Here is an 18300-nt window from a genome sequence, read left to right on the forward strand (position 1 = left end):
CGCTTCGCCCCGTTATGGCCTGTCGAGCCCTTTTGGAATCAGTCGTTCCGGGGGCTTGGGGAGACCGCGTGAGGAACGTCTGCATAATCTGGGGAGTTCGCGAGGGGAGGGACGAACACGTGAGCGAGTCGAGGGGAACAGTGGGAGCGGAGGGTCCGGACGACCCGGGGCACCCGAAGGACCGCCAGTGCCCGGAGTGCGGGGCACCGAGAGCGGCAGACAACACCCCGTCGTGCGGCTGCGGCCCCCGTGTGTCCGAGGCCCTGCGGGACGCCCGTACGGCGGAGGCGGCCGCGGCGGAGGATTTCGATCCGCTGCGGATACGTCCATACGTGGAGTTGGAGGGCGGCGACGGAGAAACGATGCCGCTGCGGGCCGTACCGCCGACCGCGACGCCGACTGCCGCGCCCAACGCTTCACCCCTCGCCCCGCCGGCACCGCCACCCACCGACGCGACGTCGACGCTCCCCACCCCCCTGTCACCGCCGGCCACGACACCGAGCGCACAGGACCTGAGCCTGTTCGAGCCGGACACGGCGCCCCACGGCGACGAGGACGCCGGCGACGCCGCCCCGCGCGGGGTCCGCCGGCACCGTCGTACCGCACTGCTCGGCGTGGCCGGGGCACTCGTGGCCGTAGTGGCGGCGGCGGGCCTGGCGAGCGGGATGCTGACCTACGAGAAGCCGACACGGGACACGGCGCTGCCGGACGAGGTACGGCCGAGCGTCCCGGTCCCGGCGACGAGCGAGGCGCCGGAGGAGCCGTCACCGACCGGACCGGCGGCGCGGTCGGCACCGCCGTCGGCGTCGCCCTCACCCACGGAGAGCGCGTCCCCGTCACCGTCGAGGTCGAGCGCGTCCCCGACCCCGTCCCGCTCGGCGGAACCGACGACCGCTCCCTCGTCGCCGGAAGCCTCCTCCGCCTCCCAGGAGGAGTCCGCCGCGCCCCGGGAGCCCACGCCTCCGACCCTCGGTCGCGGCGACCGGGGGCCCGAGGTGGAGGAACTCGAACTCCGCCTGACCCAGCTCGGCCTCTACACGAGGGAGGCCAGGGGCAACTACAACGAGGGCGTCGAGGACGCGGTCGCCAGGTATCAGTGGGCGCGGGGGATCCAGCCGGAGGAGTACGGGGTGTACGACCTGGCCACGCGGGAGATGCTGGAGTCGGAAACGACCGAACCGTGACGCCGCGCCGGCCGGGTCGGCGGCAGCGCAGCCGACCTCAAGGGGCGCGGGGAACTGCGCGAGCAACCCTCCACGACTCGCAGCCGCCGACGAACCGGCACGCCCGAGTCCTCAGGCGACAATCACCCGAATCTCGCCACCCGCCGCAGCCTCGACCCGCACCTGCCGCAAGTCCGCCACCACCACGTCAGGCCCATGGAGACCAGCCCTCGGCCCGACGCCCACAACCCGCATCCCCGCGGAGCGCCCAGCCTCGATCCCCGCCCCGGAGTCCTCGAACACCACACAGTCCCCCGGCGCGACCCCGAGCTCGGCAGCCCCCTTCAGGAACCCCTCCGGATCAGGCTTGCTGGCCCCCACCGACTCCGCGGTGACCCGCACCTCCGGCATCCCCAGCCCGGCGGCAGCCATCCGCGCCGTGGCCAGCGCGACATCCGCCGACGTCACCAGCGCGTGCGGCAGTCCCCGCAACGAGGCGAGAAACTCCGGCGCCCCCGGAATCGGCACCACGCCCGCCACATCCGCCGTCTCCTCGGCGAGCATGCGCGCGTTGTCGGCGTAGTTCTGCTCCATCGGCCGGTCGGGCAGCAGCAGGGCCATTGAGGCGTGCCCCTGGCGACCGTGCACGACCTTCATCACCTCGTCCCCGTCCAGCCCGTGCTGCTCGGCCCAGCGACGCCAGATCCGTTCCACGACGGCGTCCGAGTTGACGAGCGTGCCGTCCATGTCGAGGAGAAGGGCGCGAGCGGTGAGGACGGTGGGCACGGCGGGCACGGTGGTGGCCGGCATCGGCAGCTCCAAGGCAAGGGGCACGGGGGTACAGGGGTGGCCCCCGGAGGGACAAGGTGGTCCCGCCCGCCGGTCAGGGAAAACGAGCGGGAGCCACTTTGTTCCTCCACGGTACAAAATCAGACCCGATCACGCCAGCGCCTCCAGAAACCGTTCACCGAGAGTTCAGCTCGCCCGAGGCCCGGCGGGCCCAGCAAGTCTGGTGGACCCGGCGAGTCCGGCGGGCCCAGCGCGTCCGGCGATCCCAGCGGGTCCGGCGAACCCCGCGAACCCCACGAGCCCTGACCGAGCCGACCCGGCGACCCTCCGCCCCCACTCAGCCGACGATCGCCTCCCAGAGGCTCCACGCCCCCAGCCCCAGCATCACCAGCGCCGCCACCTTGGTGATCAGCTTCAACGGCACTCGCCGCATCAGCGCCTTCCCCCCGACGATCCCGATCGCCGCCACGGCCCACAGCGCCAGCACCGCACCGATGCCGACCGACAGCGGATCGTCGTACCGCGCCGCGAGGTTCGCCGTCATGATCTGCGTCAGATCCCCGAACTCGGCGACGAGGATGAGCATGAACCCGGCCCCGGACACCTTCCAGAAGGACTGGTTCTCCGGCTTGCGGATCTCCTCCTCGTCCTCGTCCTTCTTCATGAGCAGCACGGCGGCACCGCCCAGGAAGAGCACACCGGTGAGCGCCGACACGATCTGCTGGGGCAGCAGCGTCAGCACGCTGCCGGCCGCCACGGCCAGCGCGACATGCACGGCGAACGCGGCGGCGACACCGGCGAAGACGTAGGAGGCGCGATAGCGCGTACCGAGGACGAGCCCGGCGAGCGCGGTCTTGTCGGGCAGTTCGGCGAGGAAGACGACGCCGAAGACGACCGCCGTCACGGTGAAGCTGATCAAGGTTCCTCAATCGGTCGGGGCTGCCCCACCGAGAGAATTGTCACTGCGCTACGACACCTCGGCACGGCAGCACACGTGGCACCCGTGCCGTATGACACAGGCGTGCACTGCTTGCCGAAGGTCTCGCTGGCCGACCCCATGAACGAGGTCCGCCTCCGGGCGCCGGCTCAGACGAGCTGAGCAGTATGTCGACGGTCCGGCGAAGAGCTACTCCCCTTCTGCACACACCATCATACGAGATCGTTTCGCCGTGAACCTTGTCATGTCATGTACGCGTCACTAACTTCTTACCCGACGCACACCTCCCCGCAACACGGCGTGGCGAGCATTCCTTCGCCCGCTCGCCAACACCCCCACCTCCCAAGGGAGTTCGCATGTCGAAGTTCTACGCGCGTCGACGCGTCAGCATACTCGCGGCGCTGACCGGTGTCATAGCCTCCGTCGGACTCTTCAACGGTCCGACCGCCTCCGCCGCGCTCCCCACCCCCGTCAGCGCCGCCACCGCCCGCACCTACCTCGCCTCGCTCACCGTGGCCACCGAGGACCGCACCGGCTACGACCGCGACCTCTTCCCGCACTGGATCACCCAGTCCGGCACCTGCAACACCCGCGAGGTCGTCCTCAAGCGCGACGGCACGAACGTCGTGCAGGACTCCGCCTGCGCCGCCACCAGCGGCAGCTGGTACTCCGTCTACGACGGCGCCACCTGGACCGCCGCCTCCGACGTCGACATCGACCACCTCGTCCCGCTGGCCGAGGCCTGGGACTCCGGCGCCGACAGCTGGACCACCTCGCGCCGCCAGTCCTTCGCCAACGACCTGACGCGTCCGCAGCTGATCGCCGTCACCGACAACGTCAACCAGGCCAAGGGCGACCAGGACCCGGCCACCTGGATGCCGTCGCGCACGGCCTACCGCTGCACCTACGTGCGCGCCTGGGTGCAGGTGAAGTACTACTACGACCTCTCGGTCGACTCCGCCGAGAAGTCCGCCCTCACGAACTACCTCGCGAGCTGCTGACGAGGTACTGCCGAGGTACTGACGCAGTACCTGCCCCGCACTGACGCGGTGCCGCCGGAGTTCGGCAAACCGTGATCTGCGGAACCTCGCCGTTCCCCTCCGTCGTTCCGTACCGTACGGGGCGACGGAGGAGGGCGATCACGTGGCCGATCTGCGGCTTGGTCCACTGCTGAGGTACGCCGACGGCTCGTCCGCGACCGTCTGGGTCGAGGCGAGCCGTCCGTGCACGGCCGAGGTGCGCGGTGCGCACGGAGCCCACGGCGAGTCCCGTACCTTCCAGATCGCGGGCCATCACTACGCCCTGATCCCGGTGACCGGCCTCACCGCGGGCACGGCACAGTCGTACGAAGTCCTGCTCGACGGCACGCGCGTGTGGCCGCTTCCCGGCTCCCCGTTCCCGCCCTCCGTCATCCGCACCCCCGCCGACGGCGACCCAGTCCGCCTCGCCTTCGGCTCCTGCCGCTGGGCCGCGCCCCCGGCCGGTGAGGAGGACCCCGTCGGCCCCGACGCCTTGGACACGCTGGCCGCCCACATCGCGGCCGACCCGGACGGTGAGCGGCCGGACGTACTCGTCCTGCTGGGCGACCAGGTGTACGCCGACGAGACCTCCAAGGCGACCCGGCGCTGGCTGGCCGCCCGCCGTGATCTGAGCGACCCGCCGGGCAACGAGGTCGCGGACTACGAGGAGTACACCCGCCTCTACTACGAGTCCTGGCTCGACCCCGAGGTGCGCTGGCTGCTGTCCACCGTGCCGAGCTGCATGATCTTCGACGATCACGACGTCATCGACGACTGGAACACCTCCGCCGCCTGGCTCGCCGACATGCGGGCCACCTCCTGGTGGCGGGAGCGGCTGCTCAGCGGGCTGATGTCGTACTGGGTGTACCAGCACCTGGGGAACCTCACGCCGGCCGAACTGGCCGCCGACCCGCTCTACGCCGCCGTACGCGAAACCCCCGACGGCACCGACGTCCTGCGCTCCTTCGCCTGCGAGGCGGACGCCGAACCGGCCTCCGTCCGCTGGAGCTACCGGCGCGACTTCGGCCGGGTACGGCTGCTGATGGTGGACACGCGGGCCGCGCGGGTGCTCGACGAGGGCGCGCGCTCCATGCTCGACCCCGGCGAGGCGCAGTGGCTGCGCGAGCAGGCGCTCGACGCGCGAGGCTCGTACGACCACCTCCTCATCGGTACGTCCCTGCCGTGGCTGCTGCCGCACCTGGTGCACGACGCCGAGGCGTGGAACGCCGCGCTGTGCCGGGGTGAGCGCGGGGAGCGCTGGGCGCGGTTCGGGGAGGATCTGCGGCGGCGGGCCGACCTGGAGCACTGGGCGGCGTTCCCGCCGTCCTTCGACGCGCTGGCGGAGCTCATCGCCGAGGCCGGGTCGGGGGCGGAGGCGCCGGCGACGGTGAGCGTGCTGTCCGGGGATGTGCATCACGCGTACGTCGCCGAGCCGACCTGGCCGAAGGGCGAGGGACCCGACGCCCGGGTCTTCCAGCTGACCTGCTCACCGGTCCACAACGCCATCCACCTGGCGATCCGCCTCGGCTTCCGCTTCGGCTGGAGCGGGGCGGGCCGCTGGCTGGGCCGCCGCTTCGCGGGCCACGGCGCCTGCCCACGCCCCCCGATCGACTGGCGCCGCACGGGCGGCCCCTGGTTCGGCAACCAGCTCATGACCCTGACCCTGCGCGGACGTTCCGCACGGCTGCGGCTGGAGCAGGCGCGGGTGGTGCGGGGGGCTGGGGCGCGGCTGCGGACGGTGGCGGAGTCCGAGCTCGCGCCGTAGGCGGGCTGGCGTGGGTCCGGCACCGGGCCGTAGGCGGGCTGTCGTGGAGTCCAAACCCGCGCCATAGCCGGACGGTCGTGATGTCCAACCTCGCGCCATAGGCGCACGGTCGTGGAGTGCGAACTCGCGCCTGGGCGGACGCCCCCGCAACCGCCCCGCGCCCTCCGGGCAGACGAACCCTCACCGCGCACCGCCCCCTGCTCAGACAGCCCCAACCCCCGCCACCCCACGGGCAAACGACCCCACAGCCCTCCCCGCCCTCAACGCAAAGGCCCGACCGGAGTCCGAACTCGCCCCTCAATCAGCCCATTCCGACCGCTTGTGACCGCCGTGGCCCGTGATGCACGTGATGCATCCCACAGTCACCGACCCCGGGTCTCGGTTCCCCCCGCTCCCGACGGCATGATGAGCCGGACCGTCCGCTTCCAACCGGCGGCTCGCTCCAATGCGCCCCCCACGCCCGGGAGTCCCCCCTTTGACTGCACCGACCTCCGCACCGACCCCGGAGTCCCCCACGGTCTCCGTCGCCCTGGTCGGCGCCGGACCCCGCGGCACCAGCGTCCTGGAACGCCTCTGTGCCTCCGCTCCCGAACTCCTCCCGCCCGGGGCGCGTCTCACGGTTCATGTGATCGATCCGGCGCCGCCCGGCGCCGGGCGCGTGTGGCGGACCGCGCAGTCGGCCGAGCTGCTGATGAACACGGTGTCCTCGCAGGTCACGTTGTTCACCGACGACAGCGTGGACTGCTCGGGCCCGATCCGGCCCGGCCCCAGCCTGCACGACTGGGCGGCGGGTGCGCTCGGCCCGGACGAGTACCCGACCCGCGCCCACTACGGCCGGTACCTGGAGTGGGTGTTCGCGAAGGTCGCGCGCGAGGCACCGCCCGCGGTCCGCGTCGAGACGTACGCGACCCGTGCGGTACGGCTCGACGACGCGCCGGGCGGTGGCCAGGTCCTCACCCTCGACGACGGCCGCACCCTGCCCGGCCTGTCCGCCGTGGTGCTCGCGCAGGGGCATCTGCCGACGGCCGCCGACACGACCCAGCTCCGCCTCGCCGCGTACGCCGAGCTGCACGGCCTGCACTATGTGCCGCCCGCGAACCCGGCCGACGTCGACCTCTCCGCCGTGTCCCCCGGCGAACCGGTGCTGCTGCGAGGCCTGGGCCTCAACTTCTTCGACCACATGGCCCTGTTGACGACGGGCCGCGGCGGCCGCTTCCTACCTGCCCCCGAGGGACTGCGCTACGTCCCGTCCGGCGACGAGCCCCGCCTGTACGCCGGTTCACGGCGCGGCATCCCGTACCAGGCGCGCGGCGACAACGCGAAGGGGCCGTACGGCCGCCATCTCCCGCTCGTCCTGACGCCCGAGGTGATCGCCGGCTTCCGCAAGCGCGTGGACTCGGGCGAGGCGCCGGACTTCCTCGCGGAGATATGGCCGCTGGTGGCGAAGGAGGTGGAGGCGGTGTACTACGCGGCGCTGATACCGAGGGACCGGCGGCCGGAGTTCACCGAGCGCTTCCTCGCCGTTCCTCACCGCCACCCCCAAGAGACTGTCCTGCTCGACGAGTTCGGCGTCCCGGAGCGCGAGCGCTGGAGCTGGGACCGGGTCTCCCGGCCGTATACCGGAGGCGATTTCACGAATCCCGGGCAGTGGCGCGACTGGCTGCTGGCGTATCTGCGCGAGGACGCCGCCCAGGCCGCCCGGGGCAATGTGGACGGCCCGCTGAAGTCGGCCCTCGACGTACTGCGCGACCTGCGCAACGAGCTGCGGCTCATCGTCGACCACGGCGGCCTCACCGGTACCTCCCGCCGCGACCACCTGGACCGCTGGTACACCCCGCTCAACGCCTTCCTCTCCATCGGCCCGCCCCGGCGGCGCGTGGAGGAGCTGGTGGCACTGATGGAGGCGGGCGTGGTGGAGGTGCTCGGACCACGGCTGGAGGTACGGGACGAGGACGGGGTCTGGGTGGCGCACTCCCCCGAGGTGCCGGGCTCGGCGGTCCGGGCGACGGCGCTGATCGAGGCACGGCTGCCCGAGCCCGACCTGCGGCGCAGCGCCGACGACCTGCTGGCGCGGCTGCTGAAGACGGGGCAGTGCCGCCCGCACATCGTCGACGGTTACGAGACGGGTGGGCTGGACGTAACACAGCGGCCGTACCGTCTGATCGACCGTCAGGGCCGGGCCCACCCGAGGCGGTTCGCGTTCGGGGTGCCCACGGAGGGTGTGCACTGGGTGACGGCGGCGGGGGCGCGACCGGGTGTGGATTCGGTCACCCTTTCGGACGCGGACGCGGTGGCAAGGGCGGTGCTACGTGCGGTTGCTTCCGAGACGGAAGGGGAAACCGAGGCGCAAACCTGGCCAAATGTTGAACTTGCAAGTATTGATTAGGCCTGCCTAACGTGGGCTACCGATCAGTATCCGTCCCCACACCGTTCCTTACAGGGACCGGTTCATCAGTCAGACCGAGGGAGTCCCCCACATGACCGGACGCCTTAACAGCGCCCAGCCGTATGCCATCGGCCTGTTCCGCATCGTCGTCGGCCTGCTCTTCGCCTGCCACGGCGCCAACTCGCTCTTCGGCACCTTCGGCGGCGAGACCCCGGAAGTCGGCACGTGGCCCGGCTGGTACGCCGCGGTGATCGAGCTCGCCGGCGGCAGCCTGGTCCTGCTCGGCCTCGGCACCCGCGCCGCCGCGTTCATATCCTCCGGCGCCATGGCGTACGCGTACTTCAAGGTCCACCAGCCCCAGGGGCTGTGGCCCATCGAGAACAGCGGCGAAGGCGCCGCCATGTACTGCTGGGCCATGTTCCTGCTGATCTTCACCGGCTCCGGCGCGTTCGGCCTGGACCGGCTGTTCGCCAAGCGGTCCGGTGCCCGGAGCGGCACGGCGGCCGACCAGACGCCGGTGGCTGTCTGACGGCTGCGGCGGCCTGGCGGCTGCAGCGGTTCCTGGGCCGGCACGACGGCCCTGCACGAGGGCTTTGTACGAGGCTTTGTACGAGCGCTTTACACGACAGCCTGTAGGACGGCGCCTGTTCCCGCGAGGCTCAAGCGGGGGCGGGCGTCGTTCCCTTTGGCTGCCCGAAAGCGGCCGAGTGAACATGCTGTGCCGATCACACGAGCCCCCGATGAATCCCCTGTCACACCCCGCGCGTACGCTGTATGGCTGTCATAGGCCGCCCCTGCCGCTCCCCCACGACGTCGCGGCACGGTCTGGCCACGGGGGTAAACGGGGAGTTGCGGTGCTCGAGGGATTCGAGGACGTGGGTTCGCTTACGGCGAGCCCATGGATCTATGCGGTCGTAGGACTGTCGGTCCTCCTGGACGTGTTCCTGCCGGTCCTGCCCAGCGGCGTGCTGGTGATCATGGCGGCCACCGCGGCGGCCGCGGGCTCGGGTGCCGCGACCGGACGGGTCCCCGGCGAGGTCCCGGACATCCTGGCCCTGACGCTCTGCGCCGCGACGGCATCCGTCCTCGGCGACCTCGTGGCCTACCGTCTCGCCCGCCGCGGCGGCGCCCGGCTCGACCGCGCGATCGCCCGCTCCCGCCGCCTGACAGCAGCGCAGGAACGTCTCGGCACGGCCCTGGCCCGGGGCGGCGGCGCCCTGGTGGTCCTGGCCCGATTCGCCCCCGCCGGCCGCTCGGTCGTCTCCCTGGGTGCCGGCGCCACCCACCGCAGCGCGCGCGACTTCCTGCCCTGGTCCGCCCTGGCGGGCCTCACCTGGGCGATCTACAGCGTGGCCCTCGGCTACTTCGGCGCCCAGTGGCTGGGCCCGACATGGCTGGCGACGGGAGTGTCGGTGGCGGCGCTGTTCGGGGCCGGGGCGTTGGCGACGTATCTGATGCGGCGGAAGCCGGCGCAGGGGTAGGGCACGTCTCGTCGGCAGCCGACGTAGGCCTAGGCGTAGGCGTAGACGTAGGGCACGGTAAGGCACGCCCCGGCGCTACCCGGCCTTGCGCCCCACCCCGGCTCCCCGCACCTCCAGCCCGTCGAGCAGATCGGCCGTGGCCTGCGCGATCACGTCGACGGCGTGGTCGAAGACCTCGCGGTTGTGCGCGGCCGGGGCCCGGAATCCGGAGACCTTGCGCACGTACTGCAAGGCGGCGGCCCGGATCTCTTCCTCCGTCGCCTCCTCGGGCAACACGGGCGGGCGAAGCGTCTTGATACTGCGGCACATGCCTAACAGTCTCCCTCGAAGAGGGGCCGGTCTGCCATGATCACCTCAGAGGCGGCCACCGCTGAGGGGCCGACCGACGAGAGGAACCGCATGACGACTCACAGTACGACGGCGAACGACCGGCTCACCGTGGCGGTACTGGGCCCGGGCGGCATAGGCGGCCTGCTCGCCGCGCTGCTGTCCAGGGCCGGCCACCGCGTCATCTGCCTGGCAGGCGACGAGACGGCGAAGACCCTGCGTACGAACGGAATCCGCGTCCGCAGCGGTCTGTTCGGCGACTTCACGGCCGAGGTCGAGGCGGACACCGAACTCCGCGAACAGGTCGACGCCTGCCTGATCGCGGTCAAGGCCACCCACCTCGACGCGGCCCTGACCCGCGTCCCGCCCACCGTGCTGGGCGACGCCCTGGTCGTACCGTTCCTCAACGGCGTGGAGCACCCCGCGTCGCTGCGCGCCCGGTACCGCGCGGACCGTGTCGCCCCCGCCGCCATCCGCGCCGAGTCGACCCGCGTCGCCCCGGGGGAGATCGAGCACGTCACCCCCTTCGCCGAGATCGACCTCACCGGCGACCCGGTCCCCGACGACCGCCTCGACGCCCTCGCGAAGGCCCTCGACGCGGCCGGCCCCACCACCAAGGTCCACGCCGACGAGACGGCGACCCTCTGGGCGAAGCTGTCCTTCCTGGCCCCCTTCGCTCTGCTGACCACCCGCCACTCCCTCCCCCTCGGCGACGTACGCACCCACCACCGCGCGGAGTTGACGTCCGTCATCGAGGAGACGGCGGCCGTCAGCCGGGCCTGCGGCGGCCCCGCCGACCCGGAGCACCTCCTGGCCCGCTTCGACGCCTTCCCGCCCGGTACGAAGTCCTCGATGCAGCGCGACGCCGAGGCCGGCCGCCCTCTCGAACTGGACGCCATCGGCGGCGCGTTGCTGCGCGCGGCGGAACGGCACGGGGTGCCGGTGCCGGTAACGACCCGCCTGGTGCGGGAGTTGGGGAACACCGGCCACTGACCGCGCGCTCGTGGGACTGATCGGCCCGATCAGTCCCACGAGTTGAAGAGCACGGCGCCGACAGTCTCCGGTCGCCAGTAGTCGATGTGCCGCCACTCCTCGGCGGACAGCGCGGAGGTGTCCACCGAGGAGAGCGGCGACAACAGCACCGACGCGCCCAGGACGGTGAAGCCGAAGTCACCGAGGGCGGCGGCCCAGGCCGGGGGCTCCCGGAACTGGTCGGTGTACCAGTCGCGCGGCTCGTCCACGAACGCGATCAGCGGGTGGTGGGCATGGAAAAGAGCGCAGTGGTCGCCGTCCCGGTCGTTGATCGTGGCGCTGTGGTAGCTCTGCGCGAAGGCCGCCGCCGCGAAGTCCCCGACCTGCCCACGGGCAGCCCGGGCCGCGGCGTACCAGGCCGTACGACACACCCCTGGATCCGTCCTCAACACCACCGGCCCGCTGAAGAACCCCGTCGCGCCGCGCTCCAGCCGAAAGCCACCGCCCGAGCCGCCCACCTGCCCCACCCCTCCTCCTGATCAACCGCGGAGAGAAGGATCGCACCATGGGCACCCCACACTCGTTCGCATGAACCACCCAAAGGCGCTCGCAACCCAAATTCGAACAGGCGTAGCATTGCGCCGTGGCTACGCCCTATGACTTCCCGAGTGACCTCCTCGCCGGCCAGGAGGAGCTGCATCAGGTCCGGGCCGAGCTGTCGGCCCTGCTGAGGCGGCTGCCCTGGTCGGTCGTGCCCCTGGACGGATTCAGCGACGACAACGGCTGGCGCAAGGTCGAGCGCCCCGCCTCCCCCGGCTGGACGGAGGACGAACAGGCCGAGGTGGAGAAGCTCCGCCGACGCGAGCACGAACTGGCCGTCTTCGTCAGCGGCCACCGCTTCTGGTCGGAGCTGGCCGGCCCGGAGCGCGTCGACGCCCGTACGAAGCTGAAGCACGCCCATGAGGCGTCGGCGGCGGAAGAGAACTGAAAACGCAGAGGACCCCGACCGGGAACGGCGGGGTCCTCTGCTGCTGTGGGCGCGGACGGTTTCGAACCGCCGACATCCTGCTTGTAAGGCAGGCGCTCTACCCCTGAGCTACGCACCCGAGAACGAGTCGACAGCCTACCTTGCCAGGGGCCATGTCCCGCAAACCCGTATCGCGGACGGTCCGGGGGAACCGGGGGAACCGGGGAAACCCTGGGGTTATCCCCACCACGGATCCGGGAGCGGCCCGGATCCCCTGACAGGCCCGGCCTCCGTACGGTCAAGGAACCGTCATAGTCCTGGGCCGCGAAGGCCGCTGTCAGTGGCAGTCTCAGGCAAGATCCAGGCAAGTCCCAGGGGGAGATCGTCATGGCCCGTACCGTTCCCGGCCGCCGCGCCGTCGCCGTTTCCGGAGTCGTCGCGGTGCTCGTCGCAGGGATGGCCGCCTGCGGGGCCTCCGCGTCGGACGACAAGGATCCTGATCACAAGTCCTTCGCGCTGGAGGGACGGACACTGACCGTCGACTCCGACGACTCGGCACTGGAGATCGTCGCCGCCGAGGGGAACAAGGCGGGCACGGTCGAGGTCACCCGGTGGTTCCAGGGGTCGGTCGCGGTCGGTTCGGATCCCAAGGTGACCTGGGAGATGGAGGACGACCGGCTGGTGCTGCGGGAGAAGTGCTCGGGCATGATCGCCAACTGCTCGGCCAAGCACCGCATCGAGGTGCCGCGCGGTGTCACCGTGAAGGTCGAGGACCGGGACGGGAGCGTGCGGGCGCGGGGGTTCCAGGACGCGCTCAGCATTCACACGGGGGACGGGTCCGTGCATGTCACCGACTCCAGCGGCCCGCTGGACCTGGAGACGCGGGATGGTTCCGTGCGCGTCTCCGACGTCTCCTCGCGGCAGGTGAGGGCGAGGACCGGCGACGGCTCGGTGAACCTCGAACTCGGCACCGTGCCGGACCTGGTGGAGACCCGCAGCGGCGACGGCTCGGTGACGATCGAGCTGCCGCGTGCCACGTACCGCGTGACGACCCGGACCGGCGACGGTTCGGTGGACGTGTCCGTGCCCCGGGACGACACCAGCTCCCATGTGCTCTCCGCCCGCACCGGCGACGGACAAGTCACGGTGCGAACCGCGAACTAACCGGCCCGTGTGTTCGTCCTAAACCGGTGGGAGAATGACACCGGGCAGGGTGAATGACAGCACGGGAGAGGGATGTGACGGCGACACCTCCAAAGCCGTACTCGCCGTCAGCGCCGCGCGCACAGCGCCAGCGCCGTCCCGCGCGGGACGTCCCGCATCCCGGACCTCGACCGGCGGGCCGGGCCGTGCGGCAGCCCGTGCGTCAGGTTCCGCCCGGCGCGCGTCACGTCCTCCGTGACACCCTCGCCCTGGTCGTCGCGCTCCCGCTCGTCGCCGCCCTCGCCCTCCCCGCCGCCTTCGCCGGCGGCGGTACCCGGCGCTGGTTCGGTGGGCGGTCCGAGAGCCAGCGGGCCGAGGCGCAGGCCGCGAAGGACGCCGCGGCGGCCGCGTTCTACGAGCTGGACACCGCCCAGCGGGATCTGCGGATCTCGATCGAGACGATCGCGGCCGTCGACGACACGCCCGCCGCCCGCCGTGCCCTCACCGACTTCGAGGCGCTGGGGCGGCGCATCGACGAGGTCAGCCACCAGTACATCCAGGCCGTCGACGCCCACGACCTCGACCGCGACGACCTGGAGGCCTCGGCGGCCGCACGCGCGCGTGCCGAGCTGACCAGGGCCAAGGACGAGCTCGACAACGTCAAGCGCGAGCTGGACCGGTTCACGGACGGGCTCGGGCCGCTGCTCGGGAAGGCCGAGACCCAGCTGGCCCGCCTCGCCCCGGCCGTCGAGCGCGCCCGGCAGGGCCTGCTCGCCGCGTCGAACGCCCTGGACGCCGTACGGGCATCGGGGTTGAGGGCCGACGACCTCGCGGCCCGGCTCGCGGCCCTCGCCCCGGAGCTGACCAAGCTGAACCAGGGCGCCGGGCAGCATGGCGTCCCGCAGACGCTGGAGCGTGCCGAGCGCGTCGCGCGGGAGGCAGAGGGCGTCCGGGTGGAGGCCGTGCGGCTGCCGGAGCGGGCGGCCGAGATCGACCACCGGCTCGTCTCGCTGCGGACGCGCGCACAGGCGCTCACCACCCGCGCCGGGCAGGTCGAGCCGGTGCTGAGCGAGCTGCGGCGGCGGTTCACGGCGGCCTGCTGGCAGGACCTGCAGAACGTCCCGGACGGTGCGGCGGAGAACGTACGGCAGGCCGAGCTGAAGCTGAAGGAGGCCCAGGCGGCGCGTGACGACCAGCGCTGGCCGGACGCCACCGCGCTGCTGTCGACGGTCCGGGCGCTGCTCAACACCACCGACGAGTCGGTGTCCGCCGCCGGTGACCGGCTGCGCCGGCTGAACGCGGTGCAGAAGGACCCGCAGCAGGAGATCGACCGGACGCGCTTCGCGATCCGGGACGCCCAGCGCCTGGCCATGGCGGGCCGGAACACACCCGACCCGCGGCACGCGCGCCCCCTGGACGACTCCGTTGCCCGGCTGGAGCGGGCGATCGGCACGCTGGAGGGCCGCCACCCGGACTACTGGCACTTCCTGACGGAGACGGAGGCGGTTCGGCGGACGGTGGCGGGGGTCGTCGCGCAGATACGCGAGGAGCGTGGGGGCTCCGCCCATTGACGGTTAACCTGTGCTCATGCCCCGCTACGAGTACCGCTGCCGCAGCTGCGGCGACACGTTCGAACTGAGCCGTCCGATGGCGGAGTCGTCCGCGCCCGCGAGCTGCCCTGCGGGGCATGCCGACACGGTGAAGCTTCTGTCGACGGTGGCTGTGGGCGGTACGGCGTCCGCCCCCGCCGCCGCGCCCAGGGCGAGCGGCGGGGGCGGGTGCTGCGGCGGGGGCTGCTGCGGCTAGGTCGCACGGTGCGTCGTTGTCTGCGGGTGCCTCGTGGTTGATCGCGCAGTTCCCCGCGCCCCTTAGGGCGTTGTCGTGCGGGTTGCCCTCAAGAACTCCCGCAGGATTCGCTCCCCTGCCAGCACTCCCCTTTCCGGCAGCGCGCTGATCGCCGGGGCGGTGAATTCGGTGTCGGCCAGCTCGCCGTGCCCCGGGCGCCAGCCCCGGTCGGCGGCGAGCAGCAGGTCGGCGTCCAGCAGGGAGTCACCGGCCGCCAGCGTCAGCTCCGCGCCCGTGCGCCGGGCGACCTCGTGCATGGCGGCGCTCTTGGTCAGCGGCTTCGGGACGGCGTAGATCTTGCGGCCCTGCAGCGACACCGTCCAGCCGCGGTTCTCCGCCCACACCGCGAGCTCCTTCACCCACTCCTCGGGCAGCAGCTCGCGCTCCACGACCAGGTAGGCGAAGAGGTCCTCGGCGATCCGGTGCTTGCGCACCCACGCCGGGGACGCCGACGCCATCAAGTGGTCCTGCACCTCGGCGAGCGGCGCGCACTGCTCGGCCAGCCGGGCCTGGACGTGCGCGTTCCAGTCGTGGTCGGAGACGCCGTCGACCAGCAGATGGCCGCCGTTGGCGCAGATCGCGTACTTCGGCGCCGGGCCCGGCAGGTTGATGCGCTGGTACTGCTTACGGGTCCGGGTCGTCGTCGGCACGAAGACCGCCGCGTCGCCGAGGTCGGTCAGCAGCTGGGCCGCCGTCTCGGTCATGTACGACAGCGGCCTGCTCTCGTGCACCTCCACGCACAGCAGCCTGGGTGCCCGCGCGTCCGGCATGGTCAGCGCGAGGGCCGCGGCGGAGTAGATCAGCGTGCGGTCGAGGTCGCTCGCCACCAGTACCGGCATCAGACGTTCACCGCCTTGCCGTCGGCGCCCGTCGCGCCCCGCGTGTACTTGGGGTGGATCAACCCCACGCAGGTGTACGGCAGTTCGGCGACCTCTTCCACCGGTACCCCTCTCTGTTCGGCCAGCAGTCGGACATGGTCCAGGTCGGCGCCGGCACCGGCCCGCGCCAGGATCTTCCACGGCACCCGGCGCAGCAGCACCCGCGTGGTCTCGCCGACGCCCGGCTTGACGAGGTTCACGTCGTGGATGCCGTACTCCTCACTGATGCGCTCGACGGCGGCCCAGCCCTCCCAGGTCGGCGCGCGGTCGCCGGACAGCAGCTCCTTGGCGGTCGCGTCGACCGCGTCCAGGACCTCCGGGAAGCGTGCGGCGACGGCGTCGAGGAAGGCCACGGAGACGTCGGTGCCGGCGAGTTCGCGGTAGAACTTCGCGCCGTGGTAGTCGTTCGGGCCGACCAGGTCGGCACGCAGGACGGTGCGCGATATCAGGCCGGAGACCGTGGAGTTGAGGCAGGCGGACGGGATGAGGTAGTCGTCGCGGGTGCCGTACGTCCGTACGCAGGAGCCCGGGTCGGCCAGAACGGCGATCTCCGGGTCGAAGCCGGTGACGCCGTCGGACTTCTCGAACTCCTCCAGGGCCACGGCCAGTTCGCGGGTGATGGCGCCCTTGCCGGTCCAGCCGTCGACGAAGACGACATCGCGCGGATCGTGGTGCTCGGCCAGCCAGCGCAGCGCGTTGGCGTCGATGCCGCGTCCGCGCACGATCGACACGGCGTAGTGCGGCAGGTCGAGGCCGTGCCGGAACTGGGCCCAGCGGCGCATGAGGACGCCGACGGGGGTGCCGGCGCGGGCCAGCGAGACGAGCACCGGGCGCGGCGACCGCTCGGCCAGCACGAGCTCGGTGACGGCGCCGACCGCCTGCGCGAGGCGCCCCGCCGACTCCTCCAGCGCGGTGTGGAACAGCGCCTGGTACTGCTCGCTCGGCTGGTACTCCACCGGCAGCGACTCCGCGTAGTGCGCGCCGCCGCTCTGGATGGCCTCCTCGCGCTCCTCGGTCGGCGCCTCCAGCGTCACGTCCGAGAGGTCCTGCAGCAGCCAGCCGACCTCTTCGGGGGCGTACGAGGAGAAGGCGGGGCCGCGGAGGGGCTCGGGCAGCATGGAGTGCCTTTCGGGAACGGACCCTTCGGGAAGGGCCAGAGGGCCGGGGACGTACGACGGTACGACCGCCAGCAGGACCTGCGGGGTGTGTGCCGCGAGCTGGGCCAACAGGCCGTCGGGCGCGTGCAGTTCGGGGGTGTCGGCGGCCGAGTCGACGACGGCGACGACGGCGTCGAAGCCGGCGCCCGCGACGTTGTAGGCGTAGCGCTCGCCGGGGCCGTCGGCCGGGTCGTCGTGGGCCGGGAAGACGAGGCGGGTGCGTATCGCGTAGCCGGGGTCGTCGACCGCGAGGACGGGTGAGCGGGTGGTGGTCGAGTAGCGGACCTCGACGTCGGCGACCTGCTCCAGCTCGCGGGCGAGCCTGAGCGGGGCGTACATCAGCTCCTCGAAGCCGAGTATGTGCACACGGCGCGCGTCGGCGGGGAGTGCCTCTGCCAGGCGGGCGGCCATGGCGGGGAGGGCGCCTTCGAGGCGGGTGCGGTGCTGCGGGGTGAAGCCGTGCCGGCCGCCGTCGGGGAGGCCGGGGGGCCAGCACAGGTCTATGCGGGTGATGTGGGGGTGGGTGCGGGTGTCGTCCGGGTGCGGGCCGGTGGGGGCTGGTCGCGCAGTTCCCCGCGCCCCTGGGGGGTTGTCGTGGACGTCAGCTTCAAGGCTCTGCGCGCGAGTAGCCGTGGCCTTCTCGGACGCGTCCACGGCAACGCCCTGCTTCAGGGGCGCGGGGAACTGCGCGACCAGCCCCGACGGCGCCGCAGACGACACACGACCCCGCGCGGCACTCTCGGCCTCGTACCGCGCCACCAACTCCTGCCCCTTCTCCAACACCCCCTCGGGCAGCCGTACGGTCCCCGAAGCCGCAGCCACCAGATCAACCCGGGCGCCGATCTCCCCGGCGAATTCCGCGAGGCGCCCCGCGTCGGCCGCCGAACGCATATCCACCAGCGCCACCACGACATACCGCCGCCGCGGATACCGCTCGTGAAGATCCCGGATCGTGTTGAGCACCGTGTTCCCCGTGGAGAACTCGTCGTCGACCAGGACCAGCGGCCCGTCGCCGACCAGCAGCGCGGGGTCCTCCGGCAGCAGCAGGTGGGACGTCGCGTGCGAGTGGGACTCCTCGAAGCCGCCCGCGCGGGCGACTCCGGCGACCGGGCGGCGGGTGGAGTGCAGGTAAGGGGCCAGGCCCACGCCGTCGGCGACAGAGTGGCCGAGGCCGGTGGCGGTCTCCGCGTAACCGAGGACGACCGCCCGTCCCGCCTCCTCGGCGCCGAGAAGCTCCCGCACCCGGCGCCCCAGGGCGAAGCCGGCGCCGTACACCACGGACGGTGACTGCGGTACGTGCTTGCCGAGCACGTTGGAGACCAGCAGATGCGCCCGCTTGGGGTTGCGGCGCAGGGCGAGCCCCAGCATCCCGGTGAGCTCGTCGTCACCCACGAGCTGGACTCCGAGCCGCTCGGCGACCCAGCTGCCGGACCAGACCCCGTTGTTCACTGCGTTGTTCATGCGTCCCTTG

Annotated in this window: 17 protein-coding genes and 1 tRNA gene; 11 read left to right on the forward strand and 7 right to left on the reverse strand. The window is 72.1% G+C overall.

Annotated elements, in window-relative coordinates; translation table 11 throughout:
* Positions 1 to 251 precede the first annotated feature (251 nt).
* Positions 252 to 1184 carry a peptidoglycan-binding domain-containing protein gene (locus ABD932_RS09685; protein ID WP_345010700.1) on the forward strand — a complete coding sequence of 311 codons (933 nt, stop codon included), beginning with the start codon at positions 252 to 254 and terminating at the stop codon, positions 1182 to 1184.
* A gap of 111 nt (positions 1185 to 1295) precedes the next feature.
* On the opposite strand, the gene ABD932_RS09690 is transcribed toward ABD932_RS09685, so the two are convergent.
* Together ABD932_RS09690 and ABD932_RS09695 are read right to left on the reverse strand one after the other, a co-directional pair.
* Positions 1296 to 1973 carry an HAD-IA family hydrolase gene (locus ABD932_RS09690; protein ID WP_345010702.1) on the reverse strand — a complete coding sequence of 226 codons (678 nt, stop codon included), beginning with the start codon at positions 1971 to 1973 and terminating at the stop codon, positions 1296 to 1298.
* A 316-nt stretch (positions 1974 to 2289) separates the two neighbouring features.
* On the reverse strand, positions 2290 to 2871 hold the full coding sequence (locus ABD932_RS09695; protein WP_250093237.1) for a TMEM165/GDT1 family protein: 582 nt from the start codon (positions 2869 to 2871) through the stop codon (positions 2290 to 2292).
* Between the two features lie 374 nt (positions 2872 to 3245).
* Here ABD932_RS09695 and ABD932_RS09700 point away from each other — a divergent pair, with 374 nt between their 5' ends.
* The 5 genes from ABD932_RS09700 (at position 3246) to ABD932_RS09720 (ending at position 9540) form a co-directional block, all read left to right on the forward strand.
* A complete protein-coding gene (locus ABD932_RS09700; RefSeq protein WP_345010706.1) occupies positions 3246 to 3890 on the forward strand; it encodes an HNH endonuclease family protein in 645 nt (214 codons plus the stop codon).
* A gap of 142 nt (positions 3891 to 4032) precedes the next feature.
* On the forward strand, positions 4033 to 5673 hold the full coding sequence (locus tag ABD932_RS09705; protein ID WP_345010708.1) for an alkaline phosphatase D family protein: 1641 nt from the start codon (positions 4033 to 4035) through the stop codon (positions 5671 to 5673).
* Between the two features lie 445 nt (positions 5674 to 6118).
* Positions 6119 to 8059 (forward strand): FAD/NAD(P)-binding protein, encoded by a 1941-nt coding sequence (locus ABD932_RS09710; protein WP_345010710.1) that lies wholly within the window; start codon positions 6119 to 6121, stop codon positions 8057 to 8059.
* 91 nt (positions 8060 to 8150) lie between these two features.
* Positions 8151 to 8588, forward strand: a complete 438-nt coding sequence (locus ABD932_RS09715) for a DoxX family protein (RefSeq protein WP_345010712.1) — start codon at positions 8151 to 8153, stop codon at positions 8586 to 8588.
* Between the two features lie 325 nt (positions 8589 to 8913).
* Positions 8914 to 9540, forward strand: a complete 627-nt coding sequence (locus ABD932_RS09720) for a DedA family protein (RefSeq protein ID WP_345010714.1) — start codon at positions 8914 to 8916, stop codon at positions 9538 to 9540.
* A 75-nt stretch (positions 9541 to 9615) separates the two neighbouring features.
* On the opposite strand, the gene ABD932_RS09725 is transcribed toward ABD932_RS09720, so the two are convergent.
* A complete protein-coding gene (locus tag ABD932_RS09725) occupies positions 9616 to 9849 on the reverse strand; it encodes a DUF2277 domain-containing protein (RefSeq protein WP_345010716.1) in 234 nt (77 codons plus the stop codon).
* A 90-nt stretch (positions 9850 to 9939) separates the two neighbouring features.
* Here ABD932_RS09725 and ABD932_RS09730 point away from each other — a divergent pair, with 90 nt between their 5' ends.
* Positions 9940 to 10860 (forward strand): ketopantoate reductase family protein, encoded by a 921-nt coding sequence (locus tag ABD932_RS09730; RefSeq protein WP_345010718.1) that lies wholly within the window; start codon positions 9940 to 9942, stop codon positions 10858 to 10860.
* Positions 10861 to 10889: 29 nt separating this feature from the next.
* On the opposite strand, the gene ABD932_RS09735 is transcribed toward ABD932_RS09730, so the two are convergent.
* The gene (locus ABD932_RS09735) at positions 10890 to 11366 is read right to left on the reverse strand and encodes a hypothetical protein (protein ID WP_345010720.1); all 477 of its coding nucleotides are present in this window, start codon (positions 11364 to 11366) and stop codon (positions 10890 to 10892) included.
* Between the two features lie 116 nt (positions 11367 to 11482).
* Between ABD932_RS09735 and ABD932_RS09740 the strand changes: the two genes are divergently transcribed.
* Entirely contained in the window at positions 11483 to 11827 is a 345-nt protein-coding gene (locus tag ABD932_RS09740) for a hypothetical protein (RefSeq protein WP_345010722.1), read from the forward strand.
* 46 nt (positions 11828 to 11873) lie between these two features.
* Here ABD932_RS09740 and ABD932_RS09745 read toward each other — a convergent pair.
* Positions 11874 to 11945 (reverse strand) — tRNA-Val (locus tag ABD932_RS09745).
* A 248-nt stretch (positions 11946 to 12193) separates the two neighbouring features.
* On the opposite strand from ABD932_RS09745, the gene ABD932_RS09750 reads away from it, so the two are divergent.
* The 3 genes from ABD932_RS09750 (at position 12194) to ABD932_RS09760 (ending at position 14755) form a co-directional block, all read left to right on the forward strand.
* Positions 12194 to 12970 carry a DUF4097 family beta strand repeat-containing protein gene (locus ABD932_RS09750; protein ID WP_345010724.1) on the forward strand — a complete coding sequence of 259 codons (777 nt, stop codon included), beginning with the start codon at positions 12194 to 12196 and terminating at the stop codon, positions 12968 to 12970.
* Between the two features lie 74 nt (positions 12971 to 13044).
* On the forward strand, positions 13045 to 14520 hold the full coding sequence (locus ABD932_RS09755; RefSeq protein ID WP_345010725.1) for a hypothetical protein: 1476 nt from the start codon (positions 13045 to 13047) through the stop codon (positions 14518 to 14520).
* A 16-nt stretch (positions 14521 to 14536) separates the two neighbouring features.
* Positions 14537 to 14755: an FmdB family zinc ribbon protein gene (locus ABD932_RS09760; RefSeq protein ID WP_345010727.1), complete on the forward strand. Its 219-nt coding sequence runs from the start codon at positions 14537 to 14539 to the stop codon at positions 14753 to 14755.
* Positions 14756 to 14817: 62 nt separating this feature from the next.
* Here the strand turns inward: ABD932_RS09760 and ABD932_RS09765 are convergent, their stop codons facing one another.
* A complete protein-coding gene (locus tag ABD932_RS09765; RefSeq protein WP_345010729.1) occupies positions 14818 to 15633 on the reverse strand; it encodes an HAD family hydrolase in 816 nt (271 codons plus the stop codon).
* Positions 15633 to 18290 (reverse strand): phosphoribosyltransferase, encoded by a 2658-nt coding sequence (locus ABD932_RS09770; RefSeq protein ID WP_345010731.1) that lies wholly within the window; start codon positions 18288 to 18290, stop codon positions 15633 to 15635. Before ABD932_RS09770 ends, ABD932_RS09765 begins: the two co-directional genes overlap by 1 nt.
* Positions 18291 to 18300 lie beyond the last annotated feature (10 nt).

This window comes from Streptomyces shaanxiensis (assembly GCF_039537145.1).
Classification (GTDB): Bacteria; Actinomycetota; Actinomycetes; order Streptomycetales; family Streptomycetaceae; genus Streptomyces; species Streptomyces shaanxiensis.

What these genes read in the sequence shown, in the direction of transcription:
- ABD932_RS09715 (WP_345010712.1), top strand. Translation starts at nt 8,151, where the DNA reads ATGACCGGACGCCTTAACAGCGCCCAGCCGTATGCCATCGGCCTGTTC.
- ABD932_RS09725 (WP_345010716.1), bottom strand. Translation starts at nt 9,849, where the DNA reads ATGTGCCGCAGTATCAAGACGCTTCGCCCGCCCGTGTTGCCCGAGGAG.
- ABD932_RS09765 (WP_345010729.1), bottom strand. Translation starts at nt 15,633, where the DNA reads ATGCCGGTACTGGTGGCGAGCGACCTCGACCGCACGCTGATCTACTCC.
- ABD932_RS09700 (WP_345010706.1), top strand. Translation starts at nt 3,246, where the DNA reads ATGTCGAAGTTCTACGCGCGTCGACGCGTCAGCATACTCGCGGCGCTG.
- ABD932_RS09730 (WP_345010718.1), top strand. Translation starts at nt 9,940, where the DNA reads ATGACGACTCACAGTACGACGGCGAACGACCGGCTCACCGTGGCGGTA.
- ABD932_RS09770 (WP_345010731.1), bottom strand. Translation starts at nt 18,290, where the DNA reads ATGAACAACGCAGTGAACAACGGGGTCTGGTCCGGCAGCTGGGTCGCC.
- ABD932_RS09690 (WP_345010702.1), bottom strand. Translation starts at nt 1,973, where the DNA reads ATGCCGGCCACCACCGTGCCCGCCGTGCCCACCGTCCTCACCGCTCGC.
- ABD932_RS09750 (WP_345010724.1), top strand. Translation starts at nt 12,194, where the DNA reads ATGGCCCGTACCGTTCCCGGCCGCCGCGCCGTCGCCGTTTCCGGAGTC.
- ABD932_RS09710 (WP_345010710.1), top strand. Translation starts at nt 6,119, where the DNA reads ATGCGCCCCCCACGCCCGGGAGTCCCCCCTTTGACTGCACCGACCTCC.
- ABD932_RS09760 (WP_345010727.1), top strand. Translation starts at nt 14,537, where the DNA reads ATGCCCCGCTACGAGTACCGCTGCCGCAGCTGCGGCGACACGTTCGAA.